Raw genomic sequence first — 21,075 nt, 5'->3', positions numbered from 1 at the left:
GTCAGGCACTGGCCTGGGCGGTCAGTTGTTCCCGACAATAGTCGGCGAACAACTGCGCCGGTTTGGTCAGTTGCCCGCGCTTCAACCACGCCGCCACCAGCCCCGATCCGGTGACGTCTTCGACGATGTCCACGCACACCACTTTCTTGCCGTCGTAGGTGCATTCCGAGTGCGGTCGGGTCACCAGGATCGAGAAGCCGAAACCCTGGCCGACCATGCCGCGCACCATTTCGATCGACGGCGAGCTGAACTCGATACGGGGCGCCAGGCCCAGCTCTTCGAACAGGCTGACGAAGTAGGTGCGGCTCGGTTGCACGTCGAGCAGGATCATCGGTTCCAGGCACAGGTCGCGCAGCGACACTTGCTTGTGCTGGGCGAAGCGATGATCGGCCGGGAGCAGCGCGTAAGGCCGTTGCGCGGGCATCAGCGGTTCGGTTTCGATGGTGGCGTCGAGGTCGTGCTTGTACAGGATCGCCAGGTCGAATGCGCCCGAGGTCAGGCCTTGCACCAGCTCCTGTTGTTCGCCGTCGCGGATGCGGATCTTCACCCCCGGATACAGCGCCGAGAACCCGGCGATCAACTGCGGCAGGTACAGCGGTGCCACGGTTTCGAAGCAGCCGACGTCGATCTGCCCGGCCACCACGTCGTTGTCGGCCAGGGCGTTCTGTTCGAACTCTTTGGCCATGCGCAGCAACTCCTGAGCCTTGCGGAAGAACCGCGCACCGCTGGGTGTCAGGGACACACCCTGGGCGTGATGACGGATCAGCAGTTGCACGCCGAAGCTGTCTTCCAGCCCTTTGATCGCCGTGGAAATCGCCGGCTGGGCGATGTACAGCTTGCGTGACGCTTCGGCGACGCTGCCGCACTCGACGGTGGTGATGAAGTATTTCAACTGACGCAAGTTGTAAGCGGCCACGGTAAACCTCAGGTCGAACGGATCTCGACATCCACGCAATTCATGTGCCGCCATCCTCCGTTCCAGCGACGGTATTTTTGTCCCTGAACAATAGCCTCATACGCGCGCGAGGGGGTTATCCACTGGTTAGCTTTTTCATTGTCTGCGAAGACATTTTTACTGGTTTTGCCTTGAGCGGGCCTGAGCGACTATCGATCACACAAGAAAAGGCTTCACCCCAAAAAGTCCAGGGAGCATCCGATCGTGTTCGAGCTTGCAGATTGGCAGCGCAAGGCCGCTGAGTTGAAGTTTCCCGCTCATGCCGTGATAGATGGCAAACACCGGGCGGCGCAGTCGGGGCAGACCTTTGCCGCGATCAACCCGGCGACCGGCCAGCGTCTGGCCGATGTCGCGGCATGTGGCGAGGAGGATGTCGACGCGGCGGTGCGCAATGCGCGGCAGGTATTCGAAGCCGGCACCTGGGCCGGGCGATCGCCGGTGGAGCGCAAGCAGGTGTTGTTGAAATTGGCCGATCTGATCATGGCCAACCGCGAAGAGCTGGCATTGCTCGATTCGTTGAACATGGGCAAACCGGTGATGGATGCCTTCAACATCGACGTGCCGGGCGCCGCCGGGGTGTTTCGCTGGTACGCCGAAAGCCTCGACAAACTCTACGATCAGGTCGCGCCCAGTGCCTCGAACGTATTGGCGACCATCACCCGCGAAGCGCTGGGCGTGGTCGCCGCGGTAGTGCCGTGGAATTTTCCGCTGGATATGGCCGCGTGGAAACTCGCCCCGGCGCTGGCGGCGGGCAACTCGGTGATTCTCAAACCCGCCGAACAATCACCGTTTTCCGCATTGCGGCTGGCCGAGCTGGCGCTGGAGGCCGGGCTGCCGGCCGGTGTGTTGAACGTGCTGCCAGGGCTCGGCGAGCAGACCGGCAAGGCGCTGGGCCTGCACCCGGATGTCGATTGCCTGGTGTTCACCGGTTCGACCCAGGTCGGTAAATATTTCATGGAGTATTCGGCGCACTCCAACCTCAAGCAGGTGTGGCTGGAGTGCGGCGGCAAGAGCGCCAATCTGGTGTTCGCCGATTGCCAGGATCTGGATCTGGCGGCGCAGAAAGCCGCGTTCGGCATCTTCTTCAATCAGGGGGAAGTCTGTTCGGCCAACTCGCGGTTGCTGGTACAGCGCTCGATTCACGATGCGTTCGTCGAACGCCTCAAGGCCCAGGCCGAGCGCTGGTTGCCGGGCGATCCGCTGGACCCGGCGAGTGCCGCCGGTGCCATCGTCGACGAGCGCCAGACCGCGAGTATTTTGCGTTTTATCGCCGAGGCCGAACGCGAGGGCGCGACCCGCGTCTGCGGCGGTCGACAACGGCACTTCAACGGCTCGGGCAACTTCATCGAACCGACGATCCTGACCGGCGTGCAGCCCCACATGCAGCTGTTTCGCGAAGAGGTGTTCGGCCCGGTGCTGGCGGTCATTCCGTTCGATGACGAGGCCCACGCCTTGCAACTGGCCAACGACAGCGTCTACGGTCTGGCGGCGTCGTTGTGGACCGACGATCTGCACCGCGCGCACAGGGTGGTGCGGCAATTGCGAGCAGGAACGGTGTCGGTCAACTGCGTCGATGCACTGGATGTGACCGTGCCGTTCGGCGGCGGCAAGCAATCCGGTTTCGGCCGCGACCTGTCGCTGCATTCATTTGATAAATACACCCAGTTGAAAACCACCTGGTTTCAGCTGCGCTCATGAGCCGCTCATAAAAAGAAGGAGATCCGGCGATGACCAACCCACGTGAAACTCGCGACTACCAGGCCGCCGATGCAGCGCACCACATTCATGCGTTCGTCGACCAGAAGGCCCTCAACGACGAAGGCCCACGGGTGATGGTGCGCGGTGAGCGCCTGCATCTGTGGGACAACGACGGCCGGCGTTACCTCGATGGCATGTCCGGGCTGTGGTGTACCAACCTGGGTTACGGACGCCAGGACCTGAACGCCGCCGCGAGCCGGCAACTGGAGCAGTTGCCGTACTACAACATGTTTTTCCACACCACCCACCCGCAGGTCATCGAGCTGTCCGAGCTGTTGTTCAGCCTGTTGCCGGGGCACTACAGCCACGCGATCTACACCAACTCCGGCTCCGAGGCCAACGAGGTGCTGATCCGTACCGTGCGCCGTTACTGGCAGGTACTGGGCAAGCCCGAGAAGAAAATCATGATCGGCCGCTGGAACGGTTACCACGGTTCGACCCTGGCCGCGACGGCGCTGGGCGGCATGAAATTCATGCACGAGATGGGCGGGATGATTCCCGACATCGCCCACATCGACGAGCCGTACTTCTTCGCTCACGAAGGCAACCTGACCCCGGCGGAATTCGGTCTGCGGGCGGCCCGGCAACTGGAAGCGAAGATCCTCGAACTGGGCGCGGACAAGGTCGCCGGTTTCATCGCCGAACCGTTCCAGGGCGCGGGCGGGATGATCTTCCCGCCAGAGAGTTACTGGCCGGAAATCCAGCGCATCTGCCGCCAGTACGATGTGCTGTTGTGTGCCGACGAAGTGATCGGTGGCTTCGGCCGTACCGGTGAGTGGTTCGCCCACGAACACTTCGGTTTTCAGCCGGACACCTTGTCGATCGCCAAGGGCCTGACCTCCGGTTACATCCCGATGGGTGGCTTGATTCTGTCGAAGAAAATGGCGGATGTGCTGGTGGAGCAGGGCGGTGTCTTCGCCCATGGCCTGACCTATTCCGGGCACCCGGTGGCGGCAGCGGTGGCGATCGCCAACCTCAAGGCGTTGCGTGATGAAGGGGTGGTGACACGGGTCAAGGATGACATCGGCCCGTACCTGCAACAGTGCCTGCGCGAGGTGTTCGGCAATCACCCGCTGGTCGGCGACATTCAGGGCACCGGCATGGTCGCGGCGTTGCAACTGGCCGAGGACAAGGCCAGCCGCAAGCGTTTCGCCAATGAAAACGACATCGCCTGGCGCTGCCGCACGATCGGTTTCGAGGAAGGGGTGATCATTCGCTCGACGCTCGGGCGGATGATCATGGCGCCGGCGTTGATTGCCAGCCGCGAAGAAATCGATGAGCTGGTGGGCAAGACGCTGAAGGCGGTGGATCGTACGGCGCAGGAGTTCGGCCGGCTCTGAAACTCCTGCAAGGCTCAAGGGCCTCTTCGCGGGCAAGCCCGCTCCCCTGTGGGAGCGGGCTTGCCCGCGAAAGCGGTTGTCCGTTCACCCGGTTTCCAACGTCTTGCACCTTCCTCGGGCACCCCCGCCTGTCGCGCCTTTTCGCAGTGCGCACTACCCAGTTTTTTCATCGTTCCCAGCCAACTATTTCCTCGTTTTCCTGAAGCCGGGCCTGGGTCAACATCGATTTCGCCAGCGCCATCGCTTGCCCCGCCAGAGTCCAACAGAGACCGCAGCAGGCAATCACCCGATGACCGCCGGCCGTACTGCCCATGACAACTAAATCAACAGCGTTGGGAGTGCTCCATGAACAAGTCCTTGTTTACCCGTCTTGCCTGTCCTCTGGCGGTTTCCGCCCTTTGCGCCACCGGCGCTCATGCCGGCACCTTGTCGATCGGCCATACCACCTGGGTCGGTTACGGCACGCTCTATCTGGCCCAGGATCTGGGCTACTTCAAGGAAAACGGCCTGACCGTCGAATTGCCGGTGGTCGAAGAGGCCTCGATGTACATGGCCGCCCAGGCCTCGGGCGAATTGTCCGGCTCGGCCTCGACCATCGACGAAGTGCTCAAGTACCGCCCGCAATTCTGCTTCAAGGCCGTGGCGGCGCTGGATGACAGCCACGGCGGCGACGGCGTGCTGGTCGGCAAGAATGTGAAGAGTCTGCAAGAGCTCAAAGGCCAGGCGGTGGCGGTCAATGAAGGTTCGACCTCGCAGTTCTGGCTGTCCTACCTGCTGAAAAAGAACGGCATGAGCATGAGTGACATCACCGTGCAGAACATGACCGCCGATGACGCCGCCACTGCGTTCATCGCCGGTCGAGTGCCGGCGGCGGTGACCTGGGAGCCGCATCTGTCGATGGTGCGCGACAAGCAGCAGGGCAAGGTGCTGATCGACAGCAGCAGTACGCCGGGGGTGATCGTCGATGTGGTCGCGCTCAATTGCTCCGTCATCGAGAAGCAGCCGGAGGATGTGAAAGCGCTGGTCGCCGGTCTCTACAAGGCGGTGCAGTACACCAAGGATCATCCCGAGAAAGCCTACGAAATCATGGCCAAGGGCGTTGGCGGTTATCTGGCCGATCCCAAGGAGCTGGCCGCTGCCGCCAAAGGCGTGCGCTTCTACGATCAGGCGATGAGCGAAAAACTGCTCGGCGCACCGGGCAAGCCCGGCGACAGTGAACCGCTGATCAAACTCGCCAACGAGACCGCCAGCGAATTGCAGGGCAAGCCCTACAACGTCAGCAACGACGATCTGGTCGACAACCGTTTCGTCAGCCCGCTCTAGGAGGCCCGTCATGTTCAAGCGCAATTCATGGCTGAGCCGCTGCATCACGCCCAAGACCGGTTTGCCGGTGTCGGTGGTGTGGAGCGCCAGTGGCCTGGCCTGGGTGTTGTTGGTCGGCCTGTGGGCCGGGTTGTCCTACGGCGGCATCGTGCCGGGGATGTTTCTGCCGACGCCGGGGGCGGTGGTTGAAGCCGCCCTGCGCCTGACCCGCGACGGGACGCTGGGCCTGCATGTGTGGGCCAGTGTCGAAGTGGTGATGGTCGGGTTTATCGTGTCGTCGCTGGTGGCGGTGCCGCTGGGGCTGCTGATGGGCAGCTTCCGCATCGTCCAGGCGTTCCTCGAACCGCTGGTGAACTTCATCCGTTACCTGCCGGTGACCTCGTTCGTGCCGCTGTTCATCCTGTGGATCGGCATCGGTCTGGAGCAGCGGGTTTCAGTGATTATCTTCGGCGTGTTCTTCCAGCAACTGGTGATGGTCGCCGACGTCTCCAAAGGCATCTCCAAGGATCTGATCAACGCCTCCTACACCCTCGGCTCCAATCGCCGCGATGCGGTGTTGCATGTAATCGCTCCGGCGTCCCTGCCGGGCGTGCTCGACACCCTGCGGGTGACCATGGGCTGGGCCTGGACCTACCTGGTGGTCGCTGAACTGGTCGCCGCCTCCAGCGGCCTGGGTTATCTGAGCCTGAAGGCCATGCGCGGTTTTCAGGTCGATGTGATTTTTCTCGCCATCGCGATCATCGGCCTGCTGGGCCTGGTCACCGATCAACTGTTCCGCTTTCTGCGTTTGAGGATTGCCGCATGGGCTCAGTAACCGCCGCCAATCATCGTTTCATCGAGCCTGTCGTGCAGCCGGCACACGCGGCCCCACGGTTGCAGGTGGACAAGGTCAGCCTGAGTTACACCAAGCCCGGCGGCGGTACGTTTACCGCGCTGGAGCAGGTGTCGTTCGAAGTGCCGGATCAGCAGTTCGCGGTGCTGGTCGGGCCGTCGGGTTGCGGCAAGTCGAGCCTGCTGTATCTCACCGCCGGTCTGGCCGAGCCGACGTCCGGCGAGATCTACGTCGGTGGTCAGCAAGTGCAGGGGCCGGGTGCGGATCGCGGGATGGTGTTCCAGAGCTACACGTTGTTCCCGTGGCTGACGGTGCGGCAGAACGTCGAGTTCGGCCTCAAGCGCCGGGGCATGCCGGCGGCGAAGCGCAAGGAAATCGTCGATCACTACGTTCACGAAGTCGGCCTCGACGGCTTTGCCGACAACTACGCCAAGCAGTTGTCCGGCGGCATGATGCAACGGGTGGCGATTGCCCGGGCGCTGGCCAACGATCCGCAGATCCTGCTGATGGACGAGCCCTTCGGCGCCCTCGACAGCCAGACCCGCCTGCAGATGCAGCAACTGCTGTTGCGGGTGTGGGGCAACAGCAAGAAAACCGTGCTGTTCGTCACCCACGACATCGACGAGGCGATCCTGCTCGGCGACCGGGTCTACGTGATGGGCGCGAGGCCTGGGCGGATCAAGCAGATTCTCGACGTGCCGATCGAGCGGCCACGCACGCTGGACATGGTCATGGAGCGCTCATTCATCGACATGAAACGGCAGATCTTCGGCCTGCTGCACGACGACCTCGAAGAGACCCACTAAGGAACCCCGGGAGGATGCTTTGTTCTAGGGCGTAGCGGGCAGGAGGAACCGGGCGATCACTGGCAAATGATCGGAGATGCGCAGGGTGTCGTCCTGGCGCACGGTGGCTTCGACCCGTTTGATCTTCGGGCTGTAGAACAGGTAGTCGACCGTGCGATCCGGGCCGTTGAGGCCCGGATCGTTGGGGTAGTGGGTCAGCCAGTTGGCGCGGTCGATGCCGCTGGCTTCGTTGTTGGTCGGGATCATCGGGTATTTGTCCCACAACAGGTGCAGCGCGCTGTCGACGGAGTAGGGCGTGCGCTGTTCGGCGGGCAAACGTTGGTACTGGCCGAGCGGCAGCAGGTTGAAATCACCGCCGATCAGCCATGGCAGGCCGTGGCTCTCATACTTGTCGAGTACCTTGGTCACCGCCGCGACTTGTTTCTGCAAAGTGTCGTCGGGCTGGCTGGCGCGATCCAGATGAGTGTTGAGCACGGTCAGTTGTCCGCCATCGCTGAGCGGCAGGGTGGTGACAAGCAGGGCATCCTTGGGCTGGAACTGCCGGCTGATGACATTGGCCGGCGCAACCGGCAACTGCACGCGTTCGGCATGCTCGATGCGATAACGGCTGAGGGTGGCGAGTTGTCGGCCGACGCTGCCGAAGACATGCGGATCGGGGACGAAGTCGGCCTTCCAGTCGAAGGCGTGGGCGCTGCACGGATACAGATCGGCGACCCGTTCCTGCAACAGTTTCAACTGGTTTTGATAGTCGCTGGCCTTGGCGCCGTCATCCAGCTCCTGCAACAGCACCACATCCGGTTGCTCATCGCGGATCACCCGCGCCACTTCGTCGAGGCTGAACGCCATGTCTTCGGGTGTCGGTGCTTCATCGTCGCCCTGGGCCAGATCATTCCAGAACACATAGCGCTTGCCCGCCAGGTACTGCACGTTCCAGGTCATCACTTTCAGCGCCTGGCCGGGCACCAGCGTCGGCGGTTTGCCGTTGCAACTGACCGGCAGGGTTTCCCGGGCGTCAGGGCGCCAGGTCAGGCTGAAGATCGCCAGTCCGGCGACGATGATGGCCAACACAACGAACAGCAGCAGGTAGCGCAGTAGACGGGTCATGGCTCGGCTTATAGCGATACGAAAGTGCTCCCGAGCATACCCGAGTGAGCCACAGCGCCCAAGGCCGAAGCGGTCAGGCCGATCCGATCCGCTTGTCAGGCAATTCGCTGATCAACATGAACAGGCGGAACAGCACCACGCTGGTGAACAGTTGCAGGAAGCTGTGGCCGCTGTCGATCAACACCGCCAGCAACGGGTTCTGCGGCTCGGGATAGAGTTGCAGGGTCAAACCCTTGAGCAGCCACAACGGCCCCATCACACACAGGATGCACACCAGAATCCGCAGGAAATGCCCACGGCTCAGGCGCAGGCTTTCCTTCATCGCCTGCAACGGATTGAGGCCGCGCAGCACCAGCAGGTATTCGCCGAACGCCAGCGTCACCATCAGCCACAGGCCCGGCAGGAAATACAGCGACAGGCCCAGCAGGATCAGCAACGTATTGAGGGCGGTGAGCAACGCGAAGCGTGGCCACAGACGCGCGGCCATCGCCAGCAGGTCGAGGGTGGCCGGGGATTCGCCACGGGTGCGGGCGTCGAGGAACAGAATCAGCGCGCCGGTGTACAGCGGATAGACCAGCAGGCCAACGATCACGCTGATCGCCGAATAACCGTCCGGGTCGCTGGCGCGATCCACCACCTGTTGCAGCGCCGCTTCGAAAATCACCAGCGGCAGGCACAACTGGACGATACGGCCCAGGTGGCGTTTGAAGAAATACAGAGAATCGCGCAGCACATCAAAGGCATTCATACAGGGGTAATCGCAGGTCAAAAGCAGTGGCCCACTTTAACCGATGATTCGCGAGGCGTCGCAAACGTAAACGTTCGGTAAAGACCATTGAAACATCCTGTCACCGTCTCCATTACGGATAAGCACCTTGTCCAGCGTGGACGAGGGCAACGTTATCCCCGGCAATCTACGAGGTCGCCATGAACAGCGAAGAGCAAACCCTGATCGATGGACTGTTTTCCCGGCTGCAACAGGCCGAAACGGAGGCAGCCCCGCGCGACGCCCAGGCCGAGGCGCGGATCAAGGAACACCTGACGCGCCAGCCGGCGGCAGGTTATTTCATGACTCAGGCGATTCTGGTGCAGGAGTCTGCCCTCAAGAGCCTCGATGAACAGAACAAGCAACTGACCCAGCAAGTCCAGCGTCTGCAGGCCGAACTGCAAGCGGCCAAGGCCCAGAGTGCGGCCCCGGCTCCGGCGTCGAGCGGCGGTGGTTTCCTGTCGAGCATTTTTGGCGGCAGCCCGCGTCCGGCGCCGGCCCAGACGCCTGCGCCGTCCACCGGTGGCTGGCGTGAGCCGGCACCGCAGCAGAACTTCGCGGCGCCTGCACCGCAACAGAACTTCGGCGCCGCGCCACCCAACTACGCCCCGCAACAAGCGGCCCCGGCGGCGGGCAGCAGCTTCCTCGGCGGCGCGCTGAAAACCGCTGCCGGCGTCGCGGGTGGCGTGATGCTGGCACAAGGCATCAGCAGCCTGTTCAGCCACCACCAGCAGCCAGAGGAAATCGTCGAGGTCATCAAGGAAGAGCCGGCCCAGGTCAACGATCAGGGCAACAACGGTTGGGGCGATGACCAGCGCATGGCCAACAACGACGCCTGGAACAATAACCAGGGCGGCTTTAGCGACACCGACTACAACGATGACAACTCATCGTTTTTCGATGACGACGACTCCTTCGTCTGATTCATCGCGTAACCTGCGGTGAGGGCCGGCGCCCTCACCGCACGGCCGATTATTCGCGGAACCTTCCTTCGGGCTGGCATACTGAGCGCCTTTTTCGGGCCTGGCGCCTGATCCCGCTTCGAGCGCTTGTGCGCCCACAGGAACTCCGGTGAAAAAAATCGCAGTGTTCGCCGACGTGCAGAACCTCTACTACACCGTGCGTCAGGCCTATGGTTGCCATTTCAACTACGCGGCGCTGTGGGCGGACATCAGCAAGCAGGGCCAGATCGTCGAGGCCTACGCCTACGCCATCGATCGCGGCGACAGCAAACAACAGCAGTTCCAGCAGATCCTGCGCAACCTCGGTTTCACCGTAAAACTCAAACCCTACATCCAGCGCAGCGACGGCTCGGCCAAGGGCGACTGGGACGTGGGCATCACCCTGGACATCATGGACGCTGCCGATCACGTCGACGAAATCGTCCTGGCCTCCGGTGACGGTGATTTCGACATGCTGCTCGAACGCATCATCAATAAACACGGCGTACAAGCCGTGGCCTACGGCGTACCCGGCCTGACCGCCAACTCGCTGATCCGCGCCGCCAGCCGTTATGTGCCGATTGAAGGCGCACTGCTGTTGAAAAATTGAGCACAAGCTCAAGCATTGATTTGAACGGAGTACCACCCGGTTTGGAACGCATTGCAGTCATCGACTTTGAAACCACCGGCATCTCGCCAAGCAGCAGCTGCCGGGCCACGGAAATCGCCGTGGTCATGCTGGAAAACGGCCGCATCGTCGAGCGTTACCAAAGCCTGATGAACGCCGGCGTGCGTGTCCCGGCCTTCATCGAACAACTGACCGGCATCAGCAACGCCATGCTGCGCACCGCGCCCTCGGCCGAACAGGTGATGAACGAGGTCAACGAATTCGTCGGTTGCACGCCGCTGCTGGCGCACAACGCCGCGTTCGACCAGAAGTTCTGGGATTTTGAACTGGGCCGGATCAGACGCACACGCCTGCAAAACTTCGCCTGCTCGTTGCTGTTGGCCCGGCGGTTGATGCCGGCGGCGCCGAATCACAAGCTCGGCACACTGACGACCTACGCTCGTCTGCCCCACACCGGCCAGGCCCACCGGGCGATGGCGGATGCGGAGATGGCGGCGAACCTGCTGGCGCATCTCGCCGGGGAGCTGCGGGACAAGCACGGCGTGCGCGAGCTGTCCCATGACCTGTTGTGCAAAATCCAGAAAGTCCCGGCGGCGAAGGTCAGCGAACACCTGCAGCGTTATCGCTGATCCGAGGCGTGTGGGAGCGGGCTTGCTCGCGACGGTGGCCGAATGGCATGGCCAAGACCGTTGCGTCCACAGGAGAAATCGTGAGTTTCAGGATTTTCCGTTGCTTTCGATGTGCCCCAGCGGCACGCGCTTTTCGATGGCACTCGACAACACAATCGACGTCTTGCTGAACCCGAATTTCGCCACCCGGTTGATCAACTCTTCCAGCTCGATCATCGAACCCACCGCCGCCTGCATGATCACGCACGGATCACCTGTGACCCGGTGGCACTCTGTCAGTTGCGGAATTTTGATCAGTTCGTCGTACACCTTCGGGTTGCCGTGCTGGTTCAGGCGCAGTTCGATGACGCACTGGATCGGCAGGCCGAGTTTGGCCATGTCGACTTTCGCCTGGTAGCCGGTGATCACGCCCGAGGCCTCCAGCTTGGCGACGCGCTCGGCCACGGCGGGGGCGGAGAGGTTCACTTTGCGCGCCAGGTCGGCGTAGGACGCGCGACCGTTTTCCAGCAGGGCGCTGAGCAGCATGCGATCGTATTTGTCCATGGTGAACTTCCTGAAAACGCCAGACTTTCGAAATCGTGGTTTATGCCGCCGATCTCCGTGATTTCAAAAGTGTACCGGCGCTATAAACAGGTTTTGTAACTTATTTTTGCCGCTGTGCCTTCTTAGAATAGCCATTCTCCCTGCCTCTGACGTCGAGTTGCCCCATGTCTGCCGTGCGCCGTTTTTCCTTGCCGCTGATCGCCGCGTTTTTTGCGCTGTATGTGATTTGGGGATCGACCTATCTGGTGATCCGTATCGGCGTTGAATACTGGCCGCCGCTGATGCTTGGTGGCGTGCGCTTCGTCATCGCCGGCAGCCTGATGTATGCCTTCCTGCGCTGGCGTGGGGCGCCGGCACCGACCTGGGCGCAGTGGAAGGCCGCGGGGATCATCGGGATTCTGTTGCTCAGTTTCGGTAACGGTGCGGTGACGCTGGCCGAGCACAGTGGGGTGGCGTCGGGTGTTGCCGCGCTGGCGGTGGCGACGGTGCCGCTGTTCACCTTGCTCTGTGGTTATTTCTGGGGCGCGCGCAATACCCGCCTGGAGTGGGCCGGGGTGGCGATGGGGATTCTGGGCATCGCGATGCTCAACATGGGCTCCAACCTGCAATCGAGTCCGCTGGGGGCGGCGTTGCTGATTTTCGCGGCGGCGAGTTGGGCGTTCGGCTCGGTGTGGAGCAAACACTTGCCGTTGCCGCAAGGTGCGATGGCCAGTGCCGTGGAAATGCTGGTCGGCGGTGTGGTGCTGCTGATCGGCAGCGCGGTCAGCGGTGAACACCTGCAGGCCATGCCGCCACTGGAAGGCTGGCTGGCGCTGGCCTACCTGATTTTCTTCGGCTCGATCATCGCCTTCAACGCTTACATGTATCTGTTGAAAAACGTCCGTCCGGCGGCAGCCACCAGTTATGCCTACGTCAACCCGGCGGTGGCGGTGTTGCTGGGGATCGTGTTTGTCGGTGAAACCATCGGGATCGAAGAGGCGCTGGCGATGCTGGTGATCATCGGTGCGGTGGTGCTGATCGGCCTGCCACAGTGGCGTCGCCCGGCGCAGCCGCCAGTCGTAGCGCCGACAGCCGTGCCGACGGAACAGCGTGTGAATTAGGGTAAACTGCGCGCCATCGCACACTTGCTCTGATTTTTCCTACGGTATTCCCATGACTTTCGCCACCCTTGGCCTGATCGAACCCTTGCTGCGCTCCCTCGAGACGCTCGGCTACCAGACCCCGACGCCGGTGCAGGCGCAAGCCATTCCGGCGGTGCTGGCCGGCCGCGACCTGATGGCCGCCGCCCAGACCGGCACCGGCAAGACCGCCGGTTTCGCCTTGCCGCTGTTGCAGTTGCTGGCGATGGAAGGGCCGAAAGTCGCGCCTAACTCGGTGCGCGCACTGATTCTGGTGCCGACCCGCGAGTTGGCTGAACAAGTCCACGAAGCGGTGCGCCAGTACGCCGAAAACCTGCCGCTGCGCACTTACGCGGTGTATGGCGGCGTCAGCATCAACCCGCAGATGATGAAGCTGCGCGGTGGTGTCGATTTGTTGGTGGCGACGCCGGGGCGTCTGCTCGACCTGTTCCGCCAGAACGCGCTGAAGTTCAACCAGTTGCAGACGCTGGTGCTGGACGAAGCGGATCGCATGCTCGACCTGGGCTTTTCCGAGGAGCTGGCGAACATTTACCGCGCCCTGCCGAAGAAACGCCAGACGCTGTTGTTCTCCGCGACCTTCTCCGACGACATCCGCCTGCTGGCCGGACAGATGCTCAACGATCCGCTGAGCATCGAAGTCAGCCCGCGCAACGTCGCCGCCAACACCGTCAAGCAGTGGATCGTGACGGTGGACAAGAAGCGCAAGCCGGAGCTGTTCGTGCACCTGATGCGCAAGAACAAGTGGAAGCAAGTGCTGGTGTTCGCCAAGACCCGCAACGGCGTGGATGCGCTGGTGGAAAAGCTGCAGGGCCTGGGCGTGAATGCCGATGGCATCCACGGCGACAAGCCGCAAGCCACGCGCCAGCGGGCGCTGGATCGTTTCAAACTCGGTGAAGTGCAGATGCTGGTCGCGACGGATGTAGCGGCCCGTGGTCTTGATATCGAAGATCTGCCGCTGGTGGTCAACTTCGATCTGCCGATCGTGGCTGAGGATTACATTCACCGGATCGGCCGGACTGGCCGTGCGGGCGCGACCGGGGAGGCGATTTCTCTGGTGTGTGCCGATGAGGTGAACCTGCTGTCGGCGATCGAGATGCTGACCCGCCAAACCTTGAAGCGCCAGAACGAGCCGGAGTTCGAACCTGAGCATCGCGTGCCGGACACCGACGCCAGCGGCCAGGTGATCAAGAAGCCGAAGAAACCGAAAAAGCCGAAGACTTCCGGGGGCGGCGGCAAGCGCAACCTGGGCAAGTGGGTGGACAGTGGGGATACCCAGGCGCCGGAGCCGACGATCAAGCCTGTGCGCAAGGTGCCGGCGTTCAATACCGGGCCGCGCAAGCGCAAGCCTTAAAGATCAAGAGCCCCTCACCCTAACCCTCTCCCGGAGGGCGAGGGGACTGAGCGGGGGATGCTCGCGATGCCCGCCGACCTGATGTTTTTGCTGTGAATCCATCATCGACCCGGTCTTTCAGGTCGATGTATAGCGCCAGACACCTCGGTCGGCTCCCTCTCCTGGGAGAGAGGGCTGGGGTGAGGGCCAAGGGGCGGCTCAATTTCCGCGCCGTAACCACTCCAGCATCCCGAATCCCGCCGCCCGCCCACTGGCGAAGCAAGCGGTGAGCAGGTAGCCGCCAGTCGGTGCTTCCCAATCGAGCATCTCGCCCGCGCAGAAAACTCCCGGCAAGGCCTTGAGCATCAACCGCTCATCCATCGCTTCGAACGTCACCCCACCGGCGCTGCTGATCGCCTCGTCCAGCGGCCGGGTCTTCAGCAGCGTCAGCGGCAAGGCCTTGATCGCCCGGGCCAGCAGGGCCGGGTCGGCGAAGGTCGCTGCGGATGTCAGTTCACGCAACAACGCCGCTTTCACCCCATCGATCCCCAACTGACTGTGCAGATGCTTGGACATCGAACGCGATCCGCGTGGCTTGCTCAACGCCGCTTGAATCTTATCCACAGGCCGGCCGGGCAGCAGATCGATATGCACCAGGGCGGCGCCATCGCGGTTGATTGCTTCACGGATCGGTGCCGACAGGGCATAGATCAGACTGCCTTCGATCCCGGTCGCGGTGATCACGCATTCACCCAAACGCGGAATGTCATCGTTCAAACCGATGGCGATATTTTTCAGCGGCGCACCGGCGAATTTGCTGACGAGCAGATCGCTCCAGGCCTGCACCTCGAATCCACAATTGCTTGGCTGCAATGGCGCCAGTCCTACGCCGCGCTGTTCCAGCGCCAGCATCCACGCGCCATCGGAACCCAGCCGCGACCAACTGCCGCCGCCGAGGGCGAGCAAGGTCGCGTCAGGTTTGAGGGTTTTCTCACCGTCCGGGCTGTCGATGCGCAGCGCGCCGTGTTCATCCCAGCCGAACCAGCGGTGGCGGGTGTGGATAACCACGCCGCTGTCGCGCAGGCGCTTGAGCCAGGCACGCAGCAGCGGCGCGGCTTTCATGTCGGTGGGGAACACCCGGCCGGAGCTGCCGATGAAGGTTTCGATGCCCAGGTCATGAATCCACTGGCACAGCGCATCGGCGTTGAACGCGCGCAGCAGCGGGGCGATCTGCGGCGCTCGTTCGGCGTAGCGCGAAAGGAACGCCGGGTAGGCTTCGGAGTGGGTGATGTTCATGCCGCCGACCCCGGCCAGCAGGAATTTGCGGCCCACCGAGGGCATGCCGTCGTACAGGTCGACGCGCACCCCGGCCTGGCTCAGCACTTCGGCCGCCATCAGGCCGGCAGGGCCGCCGCCGATGATGGCGATGTGAGCGGGGAGGGGGGCAGAGGTCTGGGTCATGGCGTGCGCTGCGGTATGGCGGAATAGCCGCGCATTCTAGCAGCCCTGATCTTTGTGGGAGCGGGCTTGCTCGCGAAGCGGATATCTCGGCCCGCATCCATGTGGATTGTTCTGCCGCATTCGCGAGCAAGCCCGCTCCTGCTCGGGGGGATCAAAGGCTGGTTAAAAAATAACCATCACGCTGCAGACCATGTTCAGCATGGGCTGTAGTCCCTTTCACTCAGGTTATCCACAGGCCGTTCCACAGCCATTGTGGGTAACGCAGCACAATTCAATGACAACCCTGTGAATCCCAGACCCGCTGCGCGCTGTGGTGGAGGATGCCGTGGCGCCGGGCCAGAGCCTGGCGATCCTTGCTGTAACCGCCGCCGATAACCCCGACCACAGGAATGTCGCGGCCCAGGCAGTGGCGCATCACGCTTTCATCGCGGGCGGCGACGCCGGCGTCGGTCAGTTGCAGATAACCGAGGGCGTCGTCCTTGTGTACATCGACACCGGCGTCATACAGCACCAGGTCCGGTTGATACAGCGGCAGCAGATAGTTGAGCGCATCGTCGACGACCCTCAGGTAATCGGTATCGCCCATGCCTTTGGGCAGCGGAATGTCCCAGTCGCTTTCGGCTTTGCGTGCGGGAAAATTCTTTTCGCAGTGCAGGGAAACGGTGATCGCTTCCGGCGTGTCATGCAGAATCCGCGCGGTGCCATCGCCCTGATGCACGTCGCAATCGAAGATCAACACCCGGTTGACCCGACCACTTTGCAGCAGGTAATGGCTGATGATCGCCAGGTCATTGAAGATGCAGAAACCGGCGGGGTAGTCGTAATGCGCGTGATGAGTGCCGCCAGCCAGGTGGCAGGCAAGGCCATGTTCCAGGGCCTTTTCCGCCGCCAGCAGCGAACCACCGACCGCGCGCACGGTGCGTCGGGCCAGCGCTTCATTCCACGGCAAGCCCAGGCGCCGCTGGTCTTCGCGGGACAACTCGCCGCTCATGTAGCGTTCGATATACGCGCGGTCATGGGCGAGGGCGAGAATGTCCGCCGGGCACAGCTGCGGGCGCAGCAGGTCGGCGTCGCGGGTCAGGCCGCTGTCCACCAGGTGATCGCGCAGCAGGCGGAACTTGTCCATCGGGAAGCGGTGATCCGCCGGAAACTCGGGGCTGTAGTCTTCGTGGTAGATCAGCGGCACTGGCATAACGAATTCTTGTAGGACGGTAGGGAAAGAGTGAAGGATCCTACCAGCGATGTAGACTTGCGGCATGGAAACGGAGGGCACGATGGAGCCGATACTGGAACTGGAAAGCGCAAGGCTGGTGATGCGTCAGTGGCAGGACGAGGATTTGCCGGCATTTGCGGCGATGTGTGCCGATCCGCAAGTGATGCGTTACTTTCCCGCGCCCTTGAGTCGGCTGGAAAGCGCCGCGCTGATCGGTCGGGTGCGCGGCCATTTTGCCGAGCACGGCTACGGTCTGTGGGCGCTGGAGCGCAAGGACAGTGGCCAGTTCATCGGTTTCACCGGGCTCGGCGTGGTCGGTTTCGATGCGCCGTTCACCCCCGCCGTGGAGATTGGCTGGCGTCTGGCCCGCGAGCACTGGGGCCTGGGGTACGCCAGTGAAGCGGCGTGGACCGCGCTGCGTGCAGGCTTCGACCGGATCAAGCTGGACGAGGTGGTGTCGTTCACCAGCGAAACCAACCTGCCGTCACAGAAGGTCATGCAAGCCATCGGCATGCATCACGCGTCAGAGGATGATTTCGACCACCCGCGCGTCGCGGAAGGTCACCCGTTGCACCGGCATGTGCTGTATCGCATCACCCGCGAGCAGTGGCTGGAAACCTTGCATGGATAAGCAGGCACGGACGTTTACAATGGCCGCCACATTGGTGTCGGTCAGAACCTGAATCCCCGCCGCAGCCAAGACTGCGCGGCATTGCTTTGTGTGAGGAGAGTCTGAATGAGCCAAGTGTTGGAAGATCTGGTGGATCTGCTGACCCTCGAGCCGATCGAGGAAAACCTGTTTCGTGGACGCAGCCAGGACCTGGGTTTTCGCCAGTTGTTCGGGGGCCAGGTGCTCGGTCAGTCGCTGTCGGCGGCCAGTCAGACCGTAGAGGAAACCCGTCATGTGCATTCGATGCACGGTTATTTCCTGCGTCCGGGCGATGCCAAGCTGCCGGTCGTCTATTCGGTTGACCGCGTGCGCGACGGCGGCAGTTTCAGCACCCGCCGGGTCACGGCGATCCAGAAGGGACACCCGATTTTCACCTGCAGTGCGTCGTTCCAGTACGACGAGGAAGGCTTCGAGCACCAGAGCCAGATGCCGCAAGTGGTCGGCCCGGAAAACCTGCCGTCGGAGCTGGAACTGACCCAGCAACGTGCACACCTGATCCCGGAACACATGCGCGAAAAACTGCTGTGCCCGAAACCGATCGAAGTGCGCCCGGTCACCGAAAAAGACCCGTACAACCCGCAGCCGGCAGATCCGGTCAAGTACGTGTGGTTCCGTGCCGACGGGGCGCTGGCCGACATTCCGGCCCTGCACAAATACCTGCTGGCCTACGCCTCGGACTTCGGTCTGCTGACCACGTCGATGCTGCCTCACGGCAAATCGGTGTGGCAGAAGGACATGCAGGTCGCCAGCCTCGATCACGCGTTGTGGTTCCACAATGACCTGCGCGCCGATGACTGGCTGCTCTACGCCATGGACAGCCCATGGGCCGGCAACTCCCGGGGCTTCTCCCGGGGCAGCGTGTTCAACCGCGCCGGGCAACTGGTGGCCTCGGTGACCCAGGAAGGCCTGATTCGCCATCGCAAGGACTGGGCATGAGCCTGACCGAGGTGAAGCATTGGGTGTTCGACATGGACGGCACCCTGACCGTCGCCGTGCATGATTTCGCGGCGATCCGGGTGGCGCTGGCGATCCCGCCGCAAGACGACATCCTCACCCATCTCGCGGCATTGCCGGCGGATGAGGCGGCGGCGAAACATGCGTGGTTGCTGGAGCATGAGCGCGATCTGGCGCTTGGCTCGATCCCGGCCACCGGTGCGGTGGAACTGGTGCGCGAACTGCACACGCGCGGTTATCGCCTCGGCATCCTCACCCGTAATGCCCGTGAGCTGGCGCATGTGACCCTGCAAGCGATCGGTCTTGCCGACTGCTTCGCCGAAGAGGATGTGCTGGGCCGCGACGAAGCGCCGCCCAAGCCGCATCCCGGCGGATTGCTGAAACTGGCCGAGGCTTGGGCGGTGCCGACGAGCGAGATGGTGATGGTCGGCGATTACCGCTTTGATCTGGATTGTGGTCGGGCGGCGGGCGCGCACACGGTGCTGGTGAATCTGCCGGACAACCCGTGGCCGGAGCTGACCGACTGGCATGCGCAGGATTGCGTTGAGCTGCGGCGGATGCTTATGGCCTGAGTGACGGGGCGTCTGGGCGGTGGCCTTCACGGGCACCCGCTCCCACAGGGGCCTTGCATTCCAGGGTGGGAGCAAGGGCAGGCCGGTTCAGCCAGCAGAAAACCTACTGATCGAACAACACCTTCAGTCCTTCCGGCGACGTCAGCATCCCGTCACCGTTATGCCCAACCCCGGGCACTTCCACCAGCCGCTGGTTCACGCCTTCGGGATGGCGGCGCAGCAGGTAGCTGAAAAACAGTTTCCCGCGCGTCAGTCGATAGGCGCCTTGCGCTTCGGCGGCGCAACTCTTGTCCAGCGCCGGGTGCTGCGGGTCGATGTCCTGCTGGCCGAGCAGATAAATCACCTCGCGTTTGACGTAACTTCCTTCAAGTTGCGCAGGCGTTTGCCCACCGGCGTAGATCGGCGGATCTGCCAGGCCGTACTTCCAGCGATTGAAACCCGGGCACTGCGCGTGATCGAACGCCACCGGCCGCTGTTCGTTGAAGTAGGCATACGACGACGGATTGGCCACCACATAACGCAAGCGGATGCCTTCGCTCTTCAGCGCCGGTTGGTCTTTGGCGAGCAGGGCGTAGCGCTGCACCACCTGACCGCCGCCGGAATGGCCGAAGATGACGATCTGCTTCACATCCGGAAACTGTTTGCGGTCACTCAGGCGCGCGATGATTTCATCGAGGGCGGCATAGGAACTCAGCGGGTTCGGGCCTGTGGATAACCCACCGCCCATCCACTCATTGCCTTTCCAGCGCAGCGTTGTGGCGGGCAACGAATACAGGGCGACATCGCTTTCATTGAGAAACTGCGGAGCGATCACCAGGGTGTTGGCGGTCTGCCCGGCCAGCTCGGTCGCGGTTTCACCACTCTTGCGATAGGTTTCGGCGTTGCGCAGACGGCCATGAACGACGATCAGCACCCGTTCGATTTTCGCTGGCGCCGGGCCGATGCCCACCGCCATTTCCCCGGCCTGCAATTGCAGGCGTCCGGGGCTGATCGCATCGACACCGGCCGCTTGCGCCGTGCCGCCAATAAACAGGAAAACCAACCACCATTTATGCATTTACAGGTTTTTCGCCGCAAAGGTATCGCACTGGCCGACCTGGCCCTGGGCGAATCCGGTTTTGAACCAGCGCACCCTTTGCGCCGACGTACCGTGAGTGAACGAGTCCGGCACCACGCGGCCCTGACCCTGTTGCTGCAAGCGATCATCACCGATGGCGTTCGCCGCGTTCAAGGCCTCTTCGATGTCGCCCGGTTCCAGCCAGTTCAAACGCTTCTGCGCGTTGTAGGCCCAGACGCCGGCCAGGCAATCGGCCTGCAATTCCTGGCGCACCAGCAAACCGCCGTCGCCTTGCATCTGCCGACCTTGCTGGCGGGCTGCCTGAATTTTCGCCGAGACGCCGAGCAACGTCTGTACATGGTGTCCGACTTCGTGAGCGATCACGTAGGCCTGAGCGAAGTCACCGGCAGCCTTGAAGCGTTGGGACATTTCCTGGAAAAACGCCATGTCCAGATAGACCTTCTGGTCGGCCGGGCAGTAGAACGGGCCGGTGGCGGAGGTCGCCAGGCCACAGGCGGAGTTGACCCGGTTGCTGAACAGCACCAGGGTCGGGTCTTTATATTGGCGGCCCGCCTGCTGGAAGATCGCGCCCCAGGTGTCTTCGGTGTCGCCGAGGATCGAGCGGACGAATTCAGCCTGTTCATCATTGGCCGGCGGCGCCTGGCGGGTTTGCGAGGAGGGTGCCGATTGCTCGGACATCTGCCCGGTGAGCTGGCCGAGGATCTGCAACGGATCCTGGCCGGTGATCCAGCCAATGCCGACGATCAGCAAAATCGCGCCGAGGCTCAGGCCCTTGCCGCCCCCGAAACGCATGCCGCCACCACCGCCCATGTCATCGCCACGGGCATCGACGACGTTGTCACTGCGTCGGCCTTTTCTCCATAACATGTGGGCATCCTCTGTTCGTCTGTGGTGATGAGTGTTGCTGGTGTGTGAGTGTGGCGCCAGTCCGGCCGTCCGTCTATTCGCACGCGGGGGTGGGAAGTCGGGCCTGTTATGGACGATCTGGCGTGCTGTGAATTCAATCCGCAGGTGAATTTATTTCGAATGGATG

General features: G+C 62.6%; 21 protein-coding genes. 13 read left to right on the top strand and 8 right to left on the bottom strand.

Translation table 11 applies throughout. The features are described from left to right. Position 1: 1 nt before the first annotated feature. Positions 2-916, bottom strand: a complete 915-nt coding sequence (locus KVQ74_RS06255) for a LysR substrate-binding domain-containing protein (RefSeq protein ID WP_217830126.1) — start codon at positions 914-916, stop codon at positions 2-4. Positions 917-1,159: 243 nt separating this feature from the next. On the opposite strand from KVQ74_RS06255, the gene KVQ74_RS06250 reads away from it, so the two are divergent. The 5 genes from KVQ74_RS06250 (at position 1,160) to KVQ74_RS06230 (ending at position 7,014) form a co-directional block, all read left to right on the top strand. Then, positions 1,160-2,653 (top strand): aldehyde dehydrogenase, encoded by a 1,494-nt coding sequence (locus KVQ74_RS06250; protein WP_217830125.1) that lies wholly within the window; start codon positions 1,160-1,162, stop codon positions 2,651-2,653. Positions 2,654-2,682: 29 nt separating this feature from the next. Beyond that, on the top strand, positions 2,683-4,053 hold the full coding sequence (locus KVQ74_RS06245; RefSeq protein ID WP_217830124.1) for an aspartate aminotransferase family protein: 1,371 nt from the start codon (positions 2,683-2,685) through the stop codon (positions 4,051-4,053). A gap of 345 nt (positions 4,054-4,398) precedes the next feature. Next, positions 4,399-5,376: an ABC transporter substrate-binding protein gene (locus KVQ74_RS06240; protein ID WP_217830123.1), complete on the top strand. Its 978-nt coding sequence runs from the start codon at positions 4,399-4,401 to the stop codon at positions 5,374-5,376. Between the two features lie 10 nt (positions 5,377-5,386). Next, positions 5,387-6,190, top strand: coding sequence for an ABC transporter permease (locus tag KVQ74_RS06235; protein ID WP_217830122.1), 804 nt, complete (start codon positions 5,387-5,389; stop codon positions 6,188-6,190). After that, entirely contained in the window at positions 6,178-7,014 is an 837-nt protein-coding gene (locus KVQ74_RS06230; protein WP_217830121.1) for an ABC transporter ATP-binding protein, read from the top strand. The genes KVQ74_RS06235 and KVQ74_RS06230 overlap by 13 nt, the downstream gene beginning before the upstream one ends. Before the next feature lie 24 nt (positions 7,015-7,038). Here KVQ74_RS06230 and KVQ74_RS06225 read toward each other — a convergent pair whose 3' ends face one another. Beyond that, the gene (locus KVQ74_RS06225; protein ID WP_217830120.1) at positions 7,039-8,118 is read right to left on the bottom strand and encodes an endonuclease/exonuclease/phosphatase family protein; all 1,080 of its coding nucleotides are present in this window, start codon (positions 8,116-8,118) and stop codon (positions 7,039-7,041) included. A gap of 73 nt (positions 8,119-8,191) precedes the next feature. Further along, entirely contained in the window at positions 8,192-8,866 is a 675-nt protein-coding gene (locus KVQ74_RS06220) for a YciC family protein (protein WP_217830119.1), read from the bottom strand. A 179-nt stretch (positions 8,867-9,045) separates the two neighbouring features. Between KVQ74_RS06220 and KVQ74_RS06215 the strand changes: the two genes are divergently transcribed. The 3 genes from KVQ74_RS06215 (at position 9,046) to KVQ74_RS06205 (ending at position 11,082) form a co-directional block, all read left to right on the top strand. Next, on the top strand, positions 9,046-9,807 hold the full coding sequence (locus tag KVQ74_RS06215; RefSeq protein WP_217830118.1) for a DUF2076 domain-containing protein: 762 nt from the start codon (positions 9,046-9,048) through the stop codon (positions 9,805-9,807). Positions 9,808-9,955: 148 nt separating this feature from the next. Then, complete coding sequence (locus KVQ74_RS06210; RefSeq protein ID WP_217830117.1) at positions 9,956-10,435, top strand: LabA-like NYN domain-containing protein; 480 nt, start codon at positions 9,956-9,958, stop codon at positions 10,433-10,435. Positions 10,436-10,476: 41 nt separating this feature from the next. After that, the gene (locus tag KVQ74_RS06205) at positions 10,477-11,082 is read left to right on the top strand and encodes a 3'-5' exonuclease (RefSeq protein ID WP_217830116.1); all 606 of its coding nucleotides are present in this window, start codon (positions 10,477-10,479) and stop codon (positions 11,080-11,082) included. A gap of 87 nt (positions 11,083-11,169) precedes the next feature. Here KVQ74_RS06205 and KVQ74_RS06200 read toward each other — a convergent pair whose 3' ends face one another. Then, positions 11,170-11,625, bottom strand: a complete 456-nt coding sequence (locus KVQ74_RS06200) for an Lrp/AsnC family transcriptional regulator (RefSeq protein ID WP_217830115.1) — start codon at positions 11,623-11,625, stop codon at positions 11,170-11,172. A 164-nt stretch (positions 11,626-11,789) separates the two neighbouring features. Between KVQ74_RS06200 and yedA the strand changes: the two genes are divergently transcribed. Together yedA and KVQ74_RS06190 are read left to right on the top strand one after the other, a co-directional pair. Further along, positions 11,790-12,725, top strand: a complete 936-nt coding sequence (gene yedA, locus KVQ74_RS06195) for a drug/metabolite exporter YedA (protein WP_217830114.1) — start codon at positions 11,790-11,792, stop codon at positions 12,723-12,725. A 52-nt stretch (positions 12,726-12,777) separates the two neighbouring features. After that, complete coding sequence (locus KVQ74_RS06190) at positions 12,778-14,115, top strand: DEAD/DEAH box helicase (RefSeq protein WP_217830113.1); 1,338 nt, start codon at positions 12,778-12,780, stop codon at positions 14,113-14,115. A gap of 198 nt (positions 14,116-14,313) precedes the next feature. Here the strand turns inward: KVQ74_RS06190 and KVQ74_RS06185 are convergent, their stop codons facing one another. Both KVQ74_RS06185 and KVQ74_RS06180 read right to left on the bottom strand, forming a co-directional pair. Then, a complete protein-coding gene (locus KVQ74_RS06185) occupies positions 14,314-15,555 on the bottom strand; it encodes a TIGR03862 family flavoprotein (RefSeq protein WP_217830112.1) in 1,242 nt (413 codons plus the stop codon). A 271-nt stretch (positions 15,556-15,826) separates the two neighbouring features. After that, positions 15,827-16,747 (bottom strand): histone deacetylase family protein, encoded by a 921-nt coding sequence (locus KVQ74_RS06180; RefSeq protein WP_217830111.1) that lies wholly within the window; start codon positions 16,745-16,747, stop codon positions 15,827-15,829. An 82-nt stretch (positions 16,748-16,829) separates the two neighbouring features. Here KVQ74_RS06180 and KVQ74_RS06175 point away from each other — a divergent pair, with 82 nt between their 5' ends. The 3 genes from KVQ74_RS06175 to KVQ74_RS06165 all read left to right on the top strand — a co-directional run bounded on the left by KVQ74_RS06175 (position 16,830) and on the right by KVQ74_RS06165 (position 18,964). After that, positions 16,830-17,399, top strand: a complete 570-nt coding sequence (locus KVQ74_RS06175) for a GNAT family N-acetyltransferase (protein ID WP_217830110.1) — start codon at positions 16,830-16,832, stop codon at positions 17,397-17,399. 105 nt (positions 17,400-17,504) lie between these two features. Beyond that, a complete protein-coding gene (gene tesB / locus KVQ74_RS06170; RefSeq protein ID WP_085608733.1) occupies positions 17,505-18,374 on the top strand; it encodes an acyl-CoA thioesterase II in 870 nt (289 codons plus the stop codon). Next, positions 18,371-18,964, top strand: coding sequence for an HAD family hydrolase (locus tag KVQ74_RS06165; RefSeq protein ID WP_217830109.1), 594 nt, complete (start codon positions 18,371-18,373; stop codon positions 18,962-18,964). Before tesB ends, KVQ74_RS06165 begins: the two co-directional genes overlap by 4 nt. Before the next feature lie 103 nt (positions 18,965-19,067). Here the strand turns inward: KVQ74_RS06165 and KVQ74_RS06160 are convergent, their stop codons facing one another. Both KVQ74_RS06160 and ypfJ read right to left on the bottom strand, forming a co-directional pair. Then, the gene (locus KVQ74_RS06160; RefSeq protein ID WP_217830108.1) at positions 19,068-20,021 is read right to left on the bottom strand and encodes an alpha/beta hydrolase; all 954 of its coding nucleotides are present in this window, start codon (positions 20,019-20,021) and stop codon (positions 19,068-19,070) included. Then, the gene (gene ypfJ / locus KVQ74_RS06155) at positions 20,022-20,909 is read right to left on the bottom strand and encodes a KPN_02809 family neutral zinc metallopeptidase (RefSeq protein ID WP_217830107.1); all 888 of its coding nucleotides are present in this window, start codon (positions 20,907-20,909) and stop codon (positions 20,022-20,024) included. Between the last annotated feature and the right edge of the window lie 166 nt (positions 20,910-21,075).

The sequence above is a fragment of the Pseudomonas botevensis genome (genome assembly GCF_019145475.1).
GTDB lineage: Bacteria > Pseudomonadota > Gammaproteobacteria > Pseudomonadales > Pseudomonadaceae > Aquipseudomonas > Aquipseudomonas botevensis.
The sequence above is the reverse complement of the archived record's forward strand: the minus strand, read 5'-3'. Positions and strand labels throughout refer to the sequence as shown.

Coding starts and splice junctions, on each gene's coding strand:
- KVQ74_RS06245 (WP_217830124.1), top strand. CDS start 2,683: ATGACCAACCCACGTGAAACTCGCGACTACCAGGCCGCCGATGCAGCG.
- KVQ74_RS06240 (WP_217830123.1), top strand. CDS start 4,399: ATGAACAAGTCCTTGTTTACCCGTCTTGCCTGTCCTCTGGCGGTTTCC.
- KVQ74_RS06235 (WP_217830122.1), top strand. CDS start 5,387: ATGTTCAAGCGCAATTCATGGCTGAGCCGCTGCATCACGCCCAAGACC.
- KVQ74_RS06230 (WP_217830121.1), top strand. CDS start 6,178: ATGGGCTCAGTAACCGCCGCCAATCATCGTTTCATCGAGCCTGTCGTG.
- KVQ74_RS06225 (WP_217830120.1), bottom strand. CDS start 8,118: ATGACCCGTCTACTGCGCTACCTGCTGCTGTTCGTTGTGTTGGCCATC.
- KVQ74_RS06220 (WP_217830119.1), bottom strand. CDS start 8,866: ATGAATGCCTTTGATGTGCTGCGCGATTCTCTGTATTTCTTCAAACGC.
- KVQ74_RS06215 (WP_217830118.1), top strand. CDS start 9,046: ATGAACAGCGAAGAGCAAACCCTGATCGATGGACTGTTTTCCCGGCTG.
- KVQ74_RS06200 (WP_217830115.1), bottom strand. CDS start 11,625: ATGGACAAATACGATCGCATGCTGCTCAGCGCCCTGCTGGAAAACGGT.
- yedA (WP_217830114.1), top strand. CDS start 11,790: ATGTCTGCCGTGCGCCGTTTTTCCTTGCCGCTGATCGCCGCGTTTTTT.
- KVQ74_RS06190 (WP_217830113.1), top strand. CDS start 12,778: ATGACTTTCGCCACCCTTGGCCTGATCGAACCCTTGCTGCGCTCCCTC.
- KVQ74_RS06185 (WP_217830112.1), bottom strand. CDS start 15,555: ATGACCCAGACCTCTGCCCCCCTCCCCGCTCACATCGCCATCATCGGC.
- KVQ74_RS06180 (WP_217830111.1), bottom strand. CDS start 16,747: ATGCCAGTGCCGCTGATCTACCACGAAGACTACAGCCCCGAGTTTCCG.
- KVQ74_RS06175 (WP_217830110.1), top strand. CDS start 16,830: ATGGAGCCGATACTGGAACTGGAAAGCGCAAGGCTGGTGATGCGTCAG.
- tesB (WP_085608733.1), top strand. CDS start 17,505: ATGAGCCAAGTGTTGGAAGATCTGGTGGATCTGCTGACCCTCGAGCCG.
- KVQ74_RS06165 (WP_217830109.1), top strand. CDS start 18,371: ATGAGCCTGACCGAGGTGAAGCATTGGGTGTTCGACATGGACGGCACC.
- KVQ74_RS06160 (WP_217830108.1), bottom strand. CDS start 20,021: ATGCATAAATGGTGGTTGGTTTTCCTGTTTATTGGCGGCACGGCGCAA.
- ypfJ (WP_217830107.1), bottom strand. CDS start 20,909: ATGTTATGGAGAAAAGGCCGACGCAGTGACAACGTCGTCGATGCCCGT.